Annotated in this window: 10 protein-coding genes; 4 read left to right on the top strand and 6 right to left on the bottom strand. The window is 47.9% G+C overall.

What is annotated here, in order from left to right:
* Positions 1–30 precede the first annotated feature (30 nt).
* Both PMG71_RS19865 and rpsN read left to right on the top strand, forming a co-directional pair.
* The gene (locus tag PMG71_RS19865) at positions 31–3,456 is read left to right on the top strand and encodes a PAS domain S-box protein (RefSeq protein WP_283755462.1); all 3,426 of its coding nucleotides are present in this window, start codon (positions 31–33) and stop codon (positions 3,454–3,456) included.
* A 116-nt stretch (positions 3,457–3,572) separates the two neighbouring features.
* Complete coding sequence (gene rpsN / locus PMG71_RS19860; protein WP_283755461.1) at positions 3,573–3,875, top strand: 30S ribosomal protein S14; 303 nt, start codon at positions 3,573–3,575, stop codon at positions 3,873–3,875.
* 33 nt (positions 3,876–3,908) lie between these two features.
* On the opposite strand, the gene PMG71_RS19855 is transcribed toward rpsN, so the two are convergent.
* Positions 3,909–4,241 carry a hypothetical protein gene (locus tag PMG71_RS19855; RefSeq protein WP_283755460.1) on the bottom strand — a complete coding sequence of 111 codons (333 nt, stop codon included), beginning with the start codon at positions 4,239–4,241 and terminating at the stop codon, positions 3,909–3,911.
* 42 nt (positions 4,242–4,283) lie between these two features.
* On the opposite strand from PMG71_RS19855, the gene aat reads away from it, so the two are divergent.
* On the top strand, positions 4,284–4,877 hold the full coding sequence (gene aat, locus PMG71_RS19850) for a leucyl/phenylalanyl-tRNA--protein transferase (protein WP_283755459.1): 594 nt from the start codon (positions 4,284–4,286) through the stop codon (positions 4,875–4,877).
* A 365-nt stretch (positions 4,878–5,242) separates the two neighbouring features.
* Here the strand turns inward: aat and PMG71_RS19845 are convergent, their stop codons facing one another.
* From PMG71_RS19845 to PMG71_RS19830, 4 genes are all read right to left on the bottom strand, one after another.
* Complete coding sequence (locus tag PMG71_RS19845; protein WP_283755458.1) at positions 5,243–5,539, bottom strand: hypothetical protein; 297 nt, start codon at positions 5,537–5,539, stop codon at positions 5,243–5,245.
* 84 nt (positions 5,540–5,623) lie between these two features.
* Positions 5,624–6,682 (bottom strand): GDSL-type esterase/lipase family protein, encoded by a 1,059-nt coding sequence (locus PMG71_RS19840; RefSeq protein WP_283755457.1) that lies wholly within the window; start codon positions 6,680–6,682, stop codon positions 5,624–5,626.
* Positions 6,683–6,841: 159 nt separating this feature from the next.
* On the bottom strand, positions 6,842–8,995 hold the full coding sequence (locus PMG71_RS19835) for a polyribonucleotide nucleotidyltransferase (RefSeq protein WP_283755456.1): 2,154 nt from the start codon (positions 8,993–8,995) through the stop codon (positions 6,842–6,844).
* Positions 8,996–9,227: 232 nt separating this feature from the next.
* Positions 9,228–10,037, bottom strand: a complete 810-nt coding sequence (locus PMG71_RS19830; protein WP_283755455.1) for a creatininase family protein — start codon at positions 10,035–10,037, stop codon at positions 9,228–9,230.
* Between the two features lie 67 nt (positions 10,038–10,104).
* On the opposite strand from PMG71_RS19830, the gene PMG71_RS19825 reads away from it, so the two are divergent.
* Positions 10,105–10,665 carry a Uma2 family endonuclease gene (locus PMG71_RS19825; protein ID WP_283755454.1) on the top strand — a complete coding sequence of 187 codons (561 nt, stop codon included), beginning with the start codon at positions 10,105–10,107 and terminating at the stop codon, positions 10,663–10,665.
* A 29-nt stretch (positions 10,666–10,694) separates the two neighbouring features.
* On the opposite strand, the gene PMG71_RS19820 is transcribed toward PMG71_RS19825, so the two are convergent.
* On the bottom strand, positions 10,695–15,788 hold a 5,094-nt coding region (locus PMG71_RS19820), incomplete at its 5' end, for an Ig-like domain-containing protein (RefSeq protein WP_283755453.1).

Here is a 15,788-nt window from a genome sequence, read left to right as displayed (position 1 = left end):
ATCCCCTTAATTGCTGACGGACTCAACAGTATGGCACAATCTGAATTTACCGACCTGACCATGATACCCGAACCCTTCCTACTCTCGGTCGCCTGGAATCAAACCTCAGTAGCTATGGGCATTCTTGACCAGGAAGCAAACTTAATCGCTCTCAATTGTGCTTATGCCGAACTCCATAATGCTAAGGTAGACGAACTACAGGGAAAACCCCTCAAGCTCTTTTTTCCCTGGGATCTGGGCCAAGCGAATCTAGAGGACATTCTCCCCAAAAGCGATCGCCAACACTATACCTGGACGCTCAAACAGACTCGCGTCAAGTTTCTGGATGTAGAAATCACTCCCTTATTCCAAGCGCCCAAACGCTGGCTGATTCAACTCAAGCCTCAATCGCCGCCAACTGGAGAAGTCAGTCAACTCGCCCTCAATATCCCTGGCATTATCTATCAATTTCGCCTCACTCCTGAAGGAACAGCCAGCTTTCCCTACATCAGTCCCAGTTGTATTCATTTATTTGGCTTTGATGCCGCCACCATTCAAAGCGATGCCTATACCATTCTAGACCGGGTACATCCCGCAGACCAATCCTATTTTCATCACCTCATTCAACAGTCAGCCGACCAACTTACCCCTTGGAAATGGGAAGGAAGATGGTTGCATCCCCAAAAAGAAACCTGCTGGTTACAAGGCGCTTCCCAGCCCACCCTCATGAGTGATGGTAGCGTAGTTTGGGATGGATTACTGATGGATATTAGCGATCGCAAACAAATAGAAACCCAGCTTCAAGAGAGCGAAGAACGCTACCGTCTCATGACTGAAAACACGCGAGACTTTATCGCTCGCTATAGTCCCCAAGGGATTTGTTTATATGCCTCCCCCGCTTGTGAGAACCTCCTCGGTTATACCCCCCAAGAACTGCTCGGAAGCCATGTAGAAGACCTATTCCATCCCCAAGATTTACAACGCTTACAAAAAGACCATCAACGTCTTCTCGATCCCACTGATATTGCCACCCTCACCTATCGCATGGCCCACAAACAGGGGCATTATTTATGGTTTGAAACCACCATTGGCCGTTTATACGATCCCCAAACCCATAAACTCCAAGAACTGATTACCGTTGCTCGCGATATTACCGAGCGCCAAGACACCCAAACCACCTTTGAAAAACAGGCCGAAAAAATCACTAAGATTTTAGAAAGTATCAGCGATGCCCTCTTAACCGTCGATCGACAAACTCATTTAACCTATGTCAATACCCAAGCCCAACAGCTATTCTTTGCCAAAGAGCAGGAACTGTTAGGCAGCCTCCTATGGGATTTATTGCCCCAATTTTGGGAAAACATCTTAAAGCCTGAATGCGATCGAGCCATTCTGGAGCAAAAAGCACGACATTTAGAAACCTTTAATCTCAATTTACAAAAATGGTTAGATGTCGCCATTTATCCCTACACAGAAGGGTTATCGATCGCCATTCGGGATATTTCCGAGCGCAAAGAAGCAGAAGCAGCCTTATTAGAGCGATCGCAACTCTCTACCTTAGCGGCTGAAGTCGGCAAAACCCTCGGACAAGGGGGAGATTTACCCGCACTTTTAGATCGCTGTACCCAAATTTTCGTGGAGCAACTCGGAGCCATTGGCGCTAGAATTTGGACATTTGATGCCGAAACCCAAATGTTAGAATTACAAGCCTTATCGGGGCCCATTACCTTAACCGATCCCCTACAGGCTAGAATTCCATTAGGCATTTCTGTGATTGGATTTATCGCCACCCGCCAACAAGCCTATTGCACCAATCATACCGCCAATGATGTTTGTATTGGCGCTCCCGCCTGGATTTCTGACCAAAATATTCAAGCCTTTGCTGGATATCCCTTAATTGTAGAAGAACGCCTCTTAGGAGTCCTAGCCGTCCTCGGTCGCTATCCCTTCAGCGAAGAGCTTTATCAGATGTTAGCTTGGATTTCCGATGCGATCGCCTTGGCCATCGACCGCTCCTGGGCCAGAAGTGAATTAATTAGTCGTCGAGAAGGCCTATTATTTGGATTAGCCAGTCAAATTCGCAAGTCTCTAGATCTCAATACCATTTTAGATACCGCCGTCCATGAAATTCGCAATCTCTTACAAATCGATCGCTGCCATTTTCTCTGGTGTATTTTACCCGGAAGAGAGAGCCAAATCGAGCATCCTCCCATCTTAACCATTACCCATGAATCTCAAGACCGAGATTTACCCAGTTTATTAGGGGATTATCCCATTACTCAAGTGGGTGAATTGATCGAAAAATTTCAATCTTTGGAAATTTTCCGCATTGATGATACCCGCATCAACAGCGATGAACATCCCTATCATCAAGAATTATTAGACCTATTTGGCATTACCTCCGAATTATTAGTTCCTTTGCAAACCCATACCGGTCAATTGGGTGCTATAGTCTGTAGCCAATGTCATCAATCACGAGTCTGGACTGATAGCGAGGTGGAACTGTTGCGAGCAGCCTGCGATCAATTGGCGATCGCCATTGACCAATCTGAACTCTATACCCAAACCCGTGCCGCCGCCTTCCATGCCCAAGCCCAAGCCCAACAATTAGAACAAACTCTCAAAAAACTCAAACAAACTCAAGCTCAATTAGTGCAAACCGAAAAAATGTCCGGCTTAGGGCAAATGGTCGCGGGAATTGCCCATGAAATTAATAATCCAGTTAATTTTATTAATGGTAATTTACTTCATACAGGAAATTATATTCAAGACTTACTAGGACTCTTGGAACTCTATCAAAAACACTATCCAGAACCTGACGATGAAATTCTTGAAGAAGAGGAAGATATTGATGTAGAATTCCTGCGGGAAGATTTACCTAAAATGCTCGATTCAATGAAGGTGGGAGCCGATCGGATTAGTCAAATCGTGCTGTCCCTGCGGAACTTCTCCCGCTTAGATGAAGCAGAAATGAAACCGGTTAAAATTGATGAGGGTATCGATAATACCTTGCTGATTTTGCAGCATCGTTTAAAGTCAAAAGGGTCATTTAGTGGGATTGAAATTATTAAAAAATATGGCGACCTACCCAAGGTGGAATGTCATGCCAGTCAGCTTAATCAAGTGTTTATGAATATTATTAGTAATAGCATTGATGCTCTGGAAAATCGAGAAGATTCCAGAGAAATTACGATTACCACAGAAATGGGTAAACCCAATGAGTGGAAAATTCCCCATGTGGTGATTCGGATTCAAGATAATGGCCAAGGCATGACGGAAGAAGTCAAGCGTCGATTATTCGATCCGTTTTTTACGACTAAACCCGTGGGCAAAGGAACCGGGTTAGGGATGTCGATTAGTTATCAGATTGTGGTGGAAAAACATGGGGGATTGATTGATTGTTTCTCAGAACCCGGAAAAGGCACGGAATTTGTGATTAGAATCCCGATTAAGCCCCAGGGGATGAGTCATAAGTGAGAAATAGAAGGGATAATGGTTAACTTTTAAGTTTTTGACCCAGATAGTGGCGACAATCTAAGGGCCGTGCTATAATGAAAGATGGTGTCTTAAAAACAGAGGTAAATCAATTACCCATGGCTAAAAAGGGTATGATCGAGCGGGAAAAGAAACGCCAAAGGTTAGTACAGAAGTATGCTCAGAAGCGTCAAGAGTTAGTTGAGCAGTTCCGGAAAGCCGATGATCCAGGGGAAAAATTTGAACTCCATCGTCAAATCCAACGTCTTCCCCGCAATAGCGCTCCCAGTCGTTTGCGTAATCGCTGTTGGGCTACGGGCCGTTCCAGAGGATATTACCGCGATTTTGGCCTATCTCGCCATGTGATTCGGGAAATGGCCCATGAGGGACTATTACCCGGTGTGGTTAAATCGAGTTGGTAGATGGAGATCAGGGAAGGGATTGGTTGCCAATCCCTAGCCTTGACCACAACAAGTATCAATCCCTAGACTTTGCAGCAAGAGATCGCTAACCGCATTGGCGATCGCAAACTCGCCATAAAAGCTTTCAGAAAAATCAAATCCCTGCATTTCAGTGACAATGGCAATCACCAGGGAACCGAGATCCGTTTCCCCTTCCAATCGATGTCTGACATAGACTTGGGTGGCTCGTTGGGCAATTTGATGATTAACCGGTTCCGGTAGAAACTCTCGATCGAGCCACTGATGCAGGTTTTTTTGCAACCACTGTCCCTCCTGTTGAGCATCTCCAGCTAGAGGTAAAGTAATCGGTTGAATCGGTTCAGTCATATCGGGTTGTGCCTTCAGATGGACGTATTATAATAGACTATTATGGATTATGATATCCCCTTAATTATCGACGGGTATCGCCAAGGCATGTTTTTGATGGCTAATGATGAGGATCATGAAGATTCCTCAGCTTTAGGTTGGTATTCGAGTAATGCTCGTACTCTGATCCCCCTCGACGATCGCTTTCGATATCCGAAATCTCTGCAACGAGTTCTGAATCAAAATCGCTTTTCTGTTGCCATTAACCGCGATTTTGAGGCAGTTGTAGAAGGTTGTGCCGATCGCCCCTCCACCTGGATTTCCCCACAGCTTAAACAAGTTTATTATGCTCTCCACCGCGTTGGATGGGCCCATAGTTTTGAAACTTGGCAGAATGATACCCTGGCTGGAGGCATTTTAGGGATTGTCATTGGTGGAGCATTTATCGGGGAATCCATGTTTTTTCAGATTCCCGATGGCTCCAAAGTCGCCATGGTTAAATTAGTGGAGTGGTTGCGCGATCGCCAATTTACAATCTTTGACGCGCAGATGATGAATCCCCACTTAGCCCGATTCGGTGCTTATATTATTAGCAATCCCCAGTATCAGACTCTATTACAAAAAGCCGTTAAGCAACCTTGCCGATTTTACCCCTGATTGCCTCAGATCGCTTCTTCAATTGACCCGTTGCTCTAAGGGAGTATATTGGCGAATTTCTGTTCTATAGTCAATTTAAATAACAATGAGACATGATGTAACTCAATGTGTAAGGTGGGCACTGCCCACCCTACTTGTGAGTGTCTCAACCTTAATTGAATCAACTATATATCCAATTTCTTGCCAGCAATAGCTTCCTTTTAAATGAGTTTCCAACCGAGATAATAATTCTTCTGCTTCAAATGAGTTCAGTAAATAATCGATTTGATAATCCCAATAAAAGGGATATCGTTTAAAAAGTTATCAATGACTAAAGTCGTTTTCTCAGTTGTCCGCATAGTTTTTAACTCCTGGATGAAGAGGGGTCATTTTTTGGGAAAATGGTCAGCAAAATCAATTTTAAATTGAGTGATTTCTTGGGCTAACGCTGAGAGTTGTTCTTGCCCTTGGATCGCCAGAGTTTCTAAGGTGGCTACCCTTTGCTCTAAGGCTGCGTGCTGTTCGGGAGTCGGTTGGTCAGAGGGCAGTACCCCCTGTTCGACACAACGCATCATGAAGTTGATAAAGGCTTCTGTGGCTGTTGTTTTACCACAAACTGCTTTGAAGTCTTTCCAGAGTTTTTCGTCGGTCTTAAAGGTGACTAACTTACGTTTGGAGGTCATAGCCAAGCATCTATACACCATCTATATGATAGCATAGGTCGATGGGTAATGGGTATCTCCCCATCTCCCCATCCCCCTATCCCCCTATCCCCCCATCTCCGGATGAACATCGGCAGCATGATAGCTCCGATCTAGGATTTGGGGATTTTCATACTCTTCGAGAACCTGTTGCCAAACGCTGTAACCCTGACGACTCAGATGAATACCATCGGTTGTGAGGTTGCGGTCTAGGTTTCCTTGGTCGTCGGTAAAGCGGGTATAGAGGTCGAGATAGGTCGCTCCCTGTTGATGGGCGATCGCCGCTAAATGCTCATTGAGGTGACGAATACGGTCATTGGGAATGGCTGCTAACCGAGTGGGTAACAGGGATTGCAGGATAATTTCTGCATGGGGGTGTTGTTGACGCAAGGTTTGCACCAAGGTGCGCCAATTCTGGATAATCACCTCATCGGTGACTCCCTGACGCAAGTCATTAACTCCCGCTAAGACAAAGATGCGATCGGGTTGGGTGGGTTTGAGGAAATGCAACCGTTTGAGGATATGGCCGGTTGCTTCTCCAGACACACTTTGATTAAGCCATAATTTACCTTGGGGGAGTTGGTCATGGGGAAACCAAACGCTGAGGGAGTCTCCCACCAAGACATTTAAGCGATTATGGCCTTGACCGGTGGCGATCGCCTTAGCTTCTAGCTCTAATAACCACTGCCATTGTTGATGAGTCGGCTGTTCTGTGGCTTTTAGGGCGCGATCGGCAAAACTATCGGTAGGTAGACGAGTATAGATCTGGCCTGCTTGCAATGCAGCCAGTCGTTGTTGATAGAGCTGCATTCCCGATACCGGTCGCCAGTTGACCGGCATTGGGGCAACCCTTGGTTGAGGAGGAAAGAGCGGTAAAATTGGCGGTTGACTCCAACTCGACTGAACCCCCCTACCCACAGAACTAAACTGGGGTTGAAAGTCATCCACAGTGGGCAAAGTCTGCAAAATGTTCTCAACGATCCCGATCAAAGACTCTTCAGAGAAAGTCTGGGGTACGGGAGGGTCTAACTCATCGATTTGGGGAACTCTGAGCAGTCCGTCGCCGAGATCGGCTAATGTTCCTTGGGCGAGTAGACTCAGGGCCAATAAACTATAGTGACTCATACTAGGGGATGCTGACCAATAATCTTTTCTTTCTTTGACAGCCCTGAGTATGCAAGTCAGGATAAGTTTTTTGTGCTATTGGCGAGGAATCGAAACCTGTTTTCTCCGATTCCTCCCCTATCCTAATGAACAGTCGGCGATCGCCTTCTCAATCTTCCTCTAAAACGATTTGGCTTCTTGCCGGGCCCGTTCGGCTTCTTCGGGATGAATGCCTAAGCGCGTCAGATTCACTCGTCCTTTGTTGTCAATCTCGCGGACTTTAACAATCACTTCATCGCCGACGGCAACCACATCTTCGACCTTACCCACTCGTCGATCTTCCAATTGGGAAATATGGATCATCCCTTCTTTACCCGGAAGGAATTCTACAAAGGCTCCAATTTGGATAATGCGAGTCACTTTACCCAGATAAACCTCTCCAGCACTGAGGGTTTTAGTCATGCTTTCAATCATGAACTGGGCTTGTTTGGCTTTGTCTGCATCCGAACTATAGACCATGACTGTGCCATCATCTTCGATATCGACTTTAGCGCCCGTTTGTTCGGTAATGCCCTTAATGGTTTTGCCACCGGGGCCAATGACCAAGCCAATTTTATCTGGGTCAATTTTGAAACTAATGATCCGGGGAGCATAGGAGGACAAGTCCTGGCGGGGGGTGCTGATGGTAGCCATCATCTTTTCTAGAATGTGCAACCGGGCGGGTTTGGCTTGTTTGATGGCATCGGCAATGACGCTTACGGGCAAGCCAGTGATTTTCATATCCAGTTGCAGGGCGGTAATCCCGGAGTCTGTCCCGGCCACTTTAAAGTCCATGTCGCCGAGAAAGTCTTCGATGCCTTGGATATCGGTGAGAATTCGGACTTCATCCCCTTCTTTAATCAGGCCCATGGCTGCACCACTCACGGGTTTAGAGATGGGGACACCGGCATCCATCAGGCTCAGGGTGGAGCCACAGACCGATCCCATAGAGGTAGAGCCGTTGGAGGACAGGACTTCGGAGACGACGCGAATCACATAAGGGAAGTCTTCTCTTGCGGGCAATATGGGGATGATTGCTCGTTCGGCCAGAGCGCCGTGGCCAATTTCCCGACGGCCGGGCGATCGCATGGGTTTGGTTTCGCCGACGGAGTAGGGGGGGAAGTTATAGTGATGGATATACCGTTTTTGGGCATCGGGATGGAGGTCATCGAGTTCTTGGGCATCCCCGGAGGTTCCCAGGGTGACGATAGACATCACTTGGGTTAATCCTCGGTTGAAGAGGGCGCTACCATGAACCCTGGGCGGTAATAAGCCCACCATGCAGGAGATGGGGCGCACTTCATCAAGTTTGCGACCATCGACGCGCACGCCATCATCTACGATTTGTTTACGCATCAGTTTTTTGGTCAAGCTTTTGAAGGTTTTGCCGATCGCCTTATCATTGGCTTCTGCGGCTTGACGAATGGGGTTATCTTCGGCTAATTGGGCGATCGCCTCAGAAACTTCGGTGGCTTGAATTTCATCAAGGAGTTGATCGCGGGTGGGTTTATCCAGGTCGAATTGGGAGAGAACTCCTTTGATTTTCTCTGTGCCGCGATCGCTAATAAAATTAGTCAGGGTCGGGTCTTCTGCTGGCGGTTCTTCCGTCACTAATTCGATCCCCATGTCCGCCATTAATTCCCGTTGGGCATTGATCAAGTCGCAAACCGCTTCGTACCCAAAATCGATCGCCTCAATGATATCCTGTTCGGGCAATTGATTAGCTCCCGATTCCACCATGATCACCCCATCGGGCGATCCCGCTACAACGAGATCGAGGTCACCATTTTCCACTTCTGTATAGGTGGGGTTAATCACAAAATCATCCCCGACTAAGCCCACTCGCACCGCAGCCATCGGCCCGTTAAAGGGGATTTTCGCTAACATCACTGCTAGAGATGCGCCCGTGACCGCTAAAATATCGGGGGGAACCCGGTCATCCATGGATAGGGTCGTGGCCACAACTTGGATATCATCCCGTAACCAGGATGGAAACAGGGGACGCAAGGGGCGATCGATTAAGCGACTGGTTAATATAGCTTTTTCTGACGGTTTTCCTTCCCGACGCAAGAAACCACCTGGAACTCGTCCGGCAGCATAGAGTCGCTCTTCATAGTCAACCAGTAGGGGTAGAAAATCGATTCCTTCCCGTGCTGCTGCACGAGTTGCAGTAACTAAAACTGCCGTATCTCCCGATTGGATCAGAACTGAACCACCAGCTTGAGGCGCAAGAATTCCCACTTTTAGCCGAATATCCCGTCCGTCAAAGGATATTGACTTGTCTATCTCTACCATGCCATTCGTTACCTTTCTATAGACACTTCTTTTTCGTTTCTTCTCTGTGGCAATCCTAACATTGATGTTTACCCGATGGTGATAGCAATCGGGTTTTTGGCTACGTTAGCAGGGAGGACAGGGAAGTAAAGTCTTTATTTTATCAGGGTTTGGGCCAGTTAGGGTAGGTTAGTTCGCCACTTGCACCACCTGATGCTCCAATTTTGAGCGAGGGAGGCAAAATTGGCGATGGTTATCCTAGGTTGGGTTGAGAAAAATGATAGATATCTTGCAACACTTTGGCCCAACTTTGAGCCAGGGAGTCGAGGAGGCGATCGCCAATTTCTGAGGTTGCCCCCGTCGGATCGCCGAATACTCCACTTTTACTCAGTTCATGGGTTGCCCAAGCAAAGGGTAGCTTGCCTTCCATCGACAGTAGGCTATCTTCTGGGGGTAAGCCTTGGGGATATTCTTTTACCGCTCGCTCCATATGCACCTGCTCTGGGAGTAGGGACAGCAAAAGGCTAGTTTCGCCCAGATCGGCGTGAATACTCAGTTCCGGATGTTCCTGATTTTTCAGCAGTTCGCCAGATGCGTTGGGAACTCGCCACACAAAGAGGGGAAAAACCATTAGATCCGGGTATTGGATATGCAAGTCGCGGGCGATAATGTTAATGACCTCTGGCTGTCCTCCATGGGCATTGAGAAAAACCAGTTTGCGAAAACCGGCACGATAGATGCTTTCTCCCACTTCTTTAAGTACCGAGAGCAGGGTTTGAGCCGTGAGGGTAATGGTTCCAGGAAAATTTATATGTTCGTTGGATTTACCGTAATATTGCGTAGGTAGGGCGTAGACGGGGATATGCTCAGGGAGTTTTTCGAGTGCTTTACCGAGGACTCCGGTGGCGATCGCCGCATCGACAATTAAGGGTAAGTGCGGCCCATGTTGCTCGATCGCCCCTACCGGTTGCACAATCACCACATTCTCTTTATTGGGCATATCCCGAATTTCTGTCCAGGTTAGATAGGGAAAAAAGCGATGGGGTGGAATGAAATTATGCATGATTTTTAGGAAGATCTATAATAAGTCATCATACAATGGCGAAAGTTTTTCAACTCTCGATTCGATTATGACTGCTCTTACCCTGAACTTAAACTCAATTCACATGACTGACGAGCAATTTTTCCAACTCTGTCAGGATAACCGCAATTTAAGATTTGAGCGCAATGCTAATGGAGAATTAATTATTATGCCACCGACCGGAGGAGAAACGGGTAACCGTAATGCGGGTATCACAGCACAACTGTGGATCTGGAATGAGCAGACTCAACTGGGCCTAGTTTTTGACTCTTCCACCGGTTTTAAGTTACCCAATGGTGCAGATCGTTCTCCTGATGCTGCTTGGATACCGAAAGAGCGTTGGGATCGGTTAACCTCAGCAGAACGGAAGGCATTTCTTCCCCTGTGTCCAGATTTTGTGATTGAATTATTGTCTCCTAGCGATAGTTTCAAATCCACACAACAGAAAATGGCAGAATATCGAGACAATGGAACTCGTTTAGGATGGCTGATTATTCCCCGTTCAGGGCAAGTGGAAATTTATCGCCCTGGTCAAGAGGTAGAAATTTTAGAAAATCCCGATCGGCTATCTGGAGAAAGCGTTTTACCGGGATTTATTTTGACGCTCTAATTAATTGGATAAGGGCTGTTTCTTGATGATTAAACTAAACCAATATCGACCGGAATAAGCGCTGGAATGAGTTGATCTGGAGTTACGCCATTGACTATACCCAAAACTTGATTGGTTTGAGTGATTTTAATCAGGGTGGTATTGTTCAAAACCTCTAAAGTAACATCGACGAAGGTTAATCCTCCAGTCAGACCAATAAAGTCTAAGCCAATTTGGAAGTCTCCCACAATATCGGCTGAAGGAATATCATTGGCAGCCGATCCGGTGCGGAGGACAAATAGATCGATTCCTTCTCCACCAAAGAGGAGATCTTTACCTAAATCACCACTGAGGGTGTCATCCCCTTGATTTCCATAAAGGGTGTCTTCGTCTTGTCCTCCAAAGAGGATATCATTACCGGCTCCACCAGAGAGAATGTCTAGATTCTGGTTTCCGAGCAGGGAGTCGTTATCGAGGTCACCGAATAAAACGTCGTTATTGCGATCGCCGTTTAAGGTATCGTTATCTTTTCCTCCATACAGGACATCATTTTGTTGTCCCCCATGTATCCAATCCGCTTCGGTGCAGCCATAGATCGTATCATTATCTTGATTGCCGAAGAGATAATCACTACCGCGATCGCCCGATACAATATCATTACCGCGATCGCCACTGACGAGATCGCTATCTTGACCGCCATAGGCCCAATCATCGTCTTGACCTGCGAAAATCGTATCTCGTTCAGTCCCCCCAAACATAAAGTCGCCGCCCAGGTTACCAAACAGGATATCAAAACCGCGATCGCCTGATACCACATCCCGACCCCGGTCTCCAAACATGGAGTCCTCATTTTGTCCGCCAAACATGAGGTCGGTTTGTTGTCCCCCATGCATCGTATCATTACCGCGATCGCCAAACATCACGTCATAACAGGTATTCCCCATCAGGGAATCATCCCCATCATCTCCAGAAATCGTATCATTGTGGCGATCGCCAAACACCGTATCCTCATCTTGACCCCCAAACACCACATCATGGCCTTGTCCTGCGTGGATCACATCCCGGTTTTGATCGCCATAGATCCAATCTCGGTGCATCCCCCCCATCAGACAATCATTACCCAGATTGCCATGCACCGTATCATTGCCTAAATCTCCAAAGACCGTATCCGGGTGTTGACCCCCAAACAAGATATCCCAACCCTGTCCCCCGTGAATTGTGTCACTATTGAGACCGCCAAAGATAATATCCTGGTTGAAATGGCCCATCAGGGAATCATAACCTTCTTCCCCAAACACCCAATCATTATCGCGATCGCCGATTGCCGTATCATTACCCAATCCCCCCAACAGCCAATCATTCTGTTGACCGCCATAGAGCTGATCGTCATCCGGGCCGCCAAAGATCGTATCATTATCTTGATCGCCAAACAGAATATCAAACCCTTCCTGACCCAGCAGAATATCGTGATATCTCCCCCCATAGGCCGTATCATTACCCGTTCCGGCAAACACCGTATCATCCCCTTGATAAGCCATGATCAAGTCATAGCCACCATAGCCATAGATGCGGTTATTCACATGATCTGCTCGCAGCAGTTCCGCCTGTTCGGTTCCGAAAAAGTCTTGTTCGGCGATCGTATAATTCACCCGCGCTTCCGAAGGGGCATAAAACTCCCAAGGCTGATCGATACAATCCAGATGGGCCCCGATTCCTAGAATTGCCCCCCAGTCAAATCCCAAAAACGACAGGGTTGAAGTGGTTTCGATCACTTCAGTAATGGTTTGCCCAGCGCCTGATGGCACAAAACTGCCAATTGGAATAAACGGTGGCACACCTCCATCCGGTTGGGGAGTCACCCCTGCTGTTTCTCCCACCACAGGCAGGGTAATCACCCCAGGAACCGCGCTCACATTACCTCGTTCATCCGTGGTTAGAAATGTAAACGTGGCATCTCCGGTAAAATTCGGATTAGGAACAAACGTCAGTTGACTCGCTTGCTCTGGAGTCAGCAATTGTCCGGCAACCACCGGTTCTCCATTGAGGAATAAGGTTCCCTGTTCCGGCGTGGGTGGAGTCCCAATCGTAAAGAAAGAAACAATTCCATCTGGGTCTGAACCCGTCAGAGTTGGTACAGACGCGGGTTCGCTAGTGCCTTGAGCGATGGGTTCACTGGTGGCTGGATTCGCCACAGGAGGAGCTGTAGGAGTTGCACCCAGCACAGGAATCGTCACCGTTCCCGGATTGGTACTCCGATTTCCTCCATTATCGATCGCATCAAACTGGAATTGTACATTACCCGTAAATGTCGGATTCGGATCGAACACCAATTGACGAGCCTGATCCGGCGTAAAGCGATCGCCCACCTTCACCGGTTCACCCTTATAAAACAACGTCCCTTGAGCCGCAGTTGGTGTAGAACTAATTTCAATCAACGCCACCTCACCATCCGGGTCAAACGCACTCAGCGCCGTCACTGGACTAGGGGTATTATTCGGGACAGGTTGTTCCTGCACACTCTGCGGAACCGGCGGCACACTAGAAGTCGCCGCTTGAATCGGTAAAGTCACCGTAGCCGGAGTCGGGTCGGTATTCCCCACCCCATCAGTCACCGTATAATTAAACGTTACATTCCCAGCAAAATTAGGATTAGGACTAAAAATCAGTTGACCCGCCTGCTCTGGCGTAAACGTCTGTCCCGGTTTTACCGGCACACCGTTATAAAACAGTGTTCCTTGTTCCGGTGTCGGAATAGAAGTCACCGTAAAGAACGAAACATCACCATCTGGGTCAGTTCCGATCAGCGTTGGCACAGGACTCGGTTCATTATTCGGGCGAATCGGCCCACTTCTATCAATCGCCTCCGGGGGTAGTGTTGTCGATGGGCCAGACACCGGTAAAGTCACTTTTGCCGGACTTTGATCAGTATTTCCTACGGAATCCGTTACCGTATAATCAAACGTTACATCCCCAGTAAAATTAGGATTAGGCTGAAATACCAGTTCCCCCGCCTGGTCTGGCGTAAACGTCTGTCCCGGTTGTACCGGCACACCCTTATAAAATAGAGTCCCTTGTTGTGGTGTCGGAATAGAACTCACCGTAAAGAACGAGACATCACCATCCGGATCAGTTCCCGTCAGCGTCGGCACAGGACTCGGTTCATTATTCGGGCGAATAGGAGCCGTTTTATCCTGAGCCTCTGGTGGCGCAGTTATCACAGAGGCCGCTACCGGTAGAGTTACTGTCGCCGGAGTTAAGTCCGTATTCCCTACACTATCCGTAGCTGTATAGTTAAATGTGGCATTTCCCGTAAAATTAGGATTCGGATTAAATACCAATTGCCCCGCCTGTTCCGGAGTAAACTTCTGTCCCTCTTGTACCGGCACACCATTGTAGAACAGAGTTCCTTGAGACGGCGGCGGCAGCGTAGTCACCGTAAAGAAGGAAACATCACCATCCGGGTCAGTTCCCGTCAAAGTTGGCACTGGAGAAGGCTCATTATTCGGACGTACCGGCCCACTCCTATCCAGTGCCTCTGGTGGATTAGTCGGTGTGGGAGCCACTAGAGGTAAAGTCACCGTTGCTGGAGTTGGGTCAGTATTACCCGCTTCATCCGTCACCGTATAATTAAACGTTACATCCCCTGTAAAGCTAGGATTGGGATTAAACACCAGTTGTCCTGCTTGCTCTGGAGTAAACGTATCACCCGGTTTCACCGGTTCCCCGTTGTAGAACAGAGTTCCCTGACTCGCTGGAGGAATATTCGTTACCGTAAAGAACGAAACATCTCCATCTGGGTCTGTTCCGGTCAAAGTCGGCACAGGACTCGGTTCATCATTGGGACGTACCGGCCCATTCTTATCTTGAGCCTCTGGTGGGTTAGTCGGTGTGGGAGCCACTAGAGGTAAAGTCACCGTTGCTGGAGTCAGGTCAGTATTACCCGCTTCATCCGTCACCGTATAATTAAACGTTACATCCCCTGTAAAGCTAGGATTGGGATTAAATATCAGTTGTCCAGCTTGCTCTGGAGTAAACTTCTGTCCCTCTTGTACCGGCACACCATTGTAGAACAGAGTCCCCTGACTCGCTGGTGGAATCGTCGTTACCGTGAAGAACGACACATCATTATCCGGGTCTGTCCCGGTGAGCGTCGGCACTGGAGAAGGTTCGTCATTAGGACGCACCGGCCCATTCTTATCTTGCGCCTCTGGGGGATTGGTGGTTGTCGGTTCGACTAGAGGTAACGTGACCGTTGCTGGAGTTTGGTCAGTATTACCGGCCTCATCTGTGGCTGTATATTTAAATGTGGCATCTCCAGTAAAGTCCGGATTAGGGTCAAATACCAACTGTGCTGCTTGCTCTGGAGTAAAGATTTGCCCTACTTCTACTGGCTCTCCGTTATATAACAGGGTTCCCTGATTGGTTGGTGGTAGCTCGGTTACTGTAAAGAACGAGACATCATTATCTGGGTCAGTCGCCGTTAGGGTTGGTACTGGAGAGGGTTCATCATTGGGACGGGTGTCTCCGGTTTTATTCTGTGCCTCTGGTGGGTTTGTAGGGGTTGGTGCTACTACTGGGATGGTAACTGTAGCTGGAGTTGCGTCGGTATTACCATTGTTATCGGTTGCCGTGTATTTAAAGGTAACATCCCCAGTGAAGCTAGGATTGGGGTCAAATACCAGTTGTGCTGCTTCCTCTGGAGTCAGTTGTTGGTTAACCGTAACTGGATTGCCATTGAGTAAAAGCTGCCCTTGACTAGAGTCAGGAATACTGGTGATAGTAAAGGAATCAATGGTATCCCCAACATCTGGGTCAGTGGCGGTCAGAGTGGGAACTGGAGCAGGTTCATCATTAGGAATTGTTTCAGATAGCTTATTTTGAGTATCTGGTGGGTTATTATTTGTACCCGTAACCGTAACGGAGATATCGGCTTCATTTGAGGTGTTCCCGGCACTGTCGTTAACGGTGTAGGGGATGGTTGCTGTTCCTACAAAGGTGGGGTCGGGGTCGAAGGTGACGTTACCCGCATTATCTACACTAAAGGTGCCTTCTCCAGGAACGGTCAAGGTGTCTTGAATACCTGGAGTGCTGGGGTCTAAATCTACGGTGCTGGGGTCTAGGTCTCCATCTACATCGGTGTCGTT

It is taken from the genome of Roseofilum acuticapitatum BLCC-M154 (genome assembly GCF_030068475.1).
Lineage (GTDB): Bacteria > Cyanobacteriota > Cyanobacteriia > Cyanobacteriales > Desertifilaceae > Roseofilum > Roseofilum acuticapitatum.
This window is presented reverse-complemented; position numbering and strand designations above follow the sequence as displayed.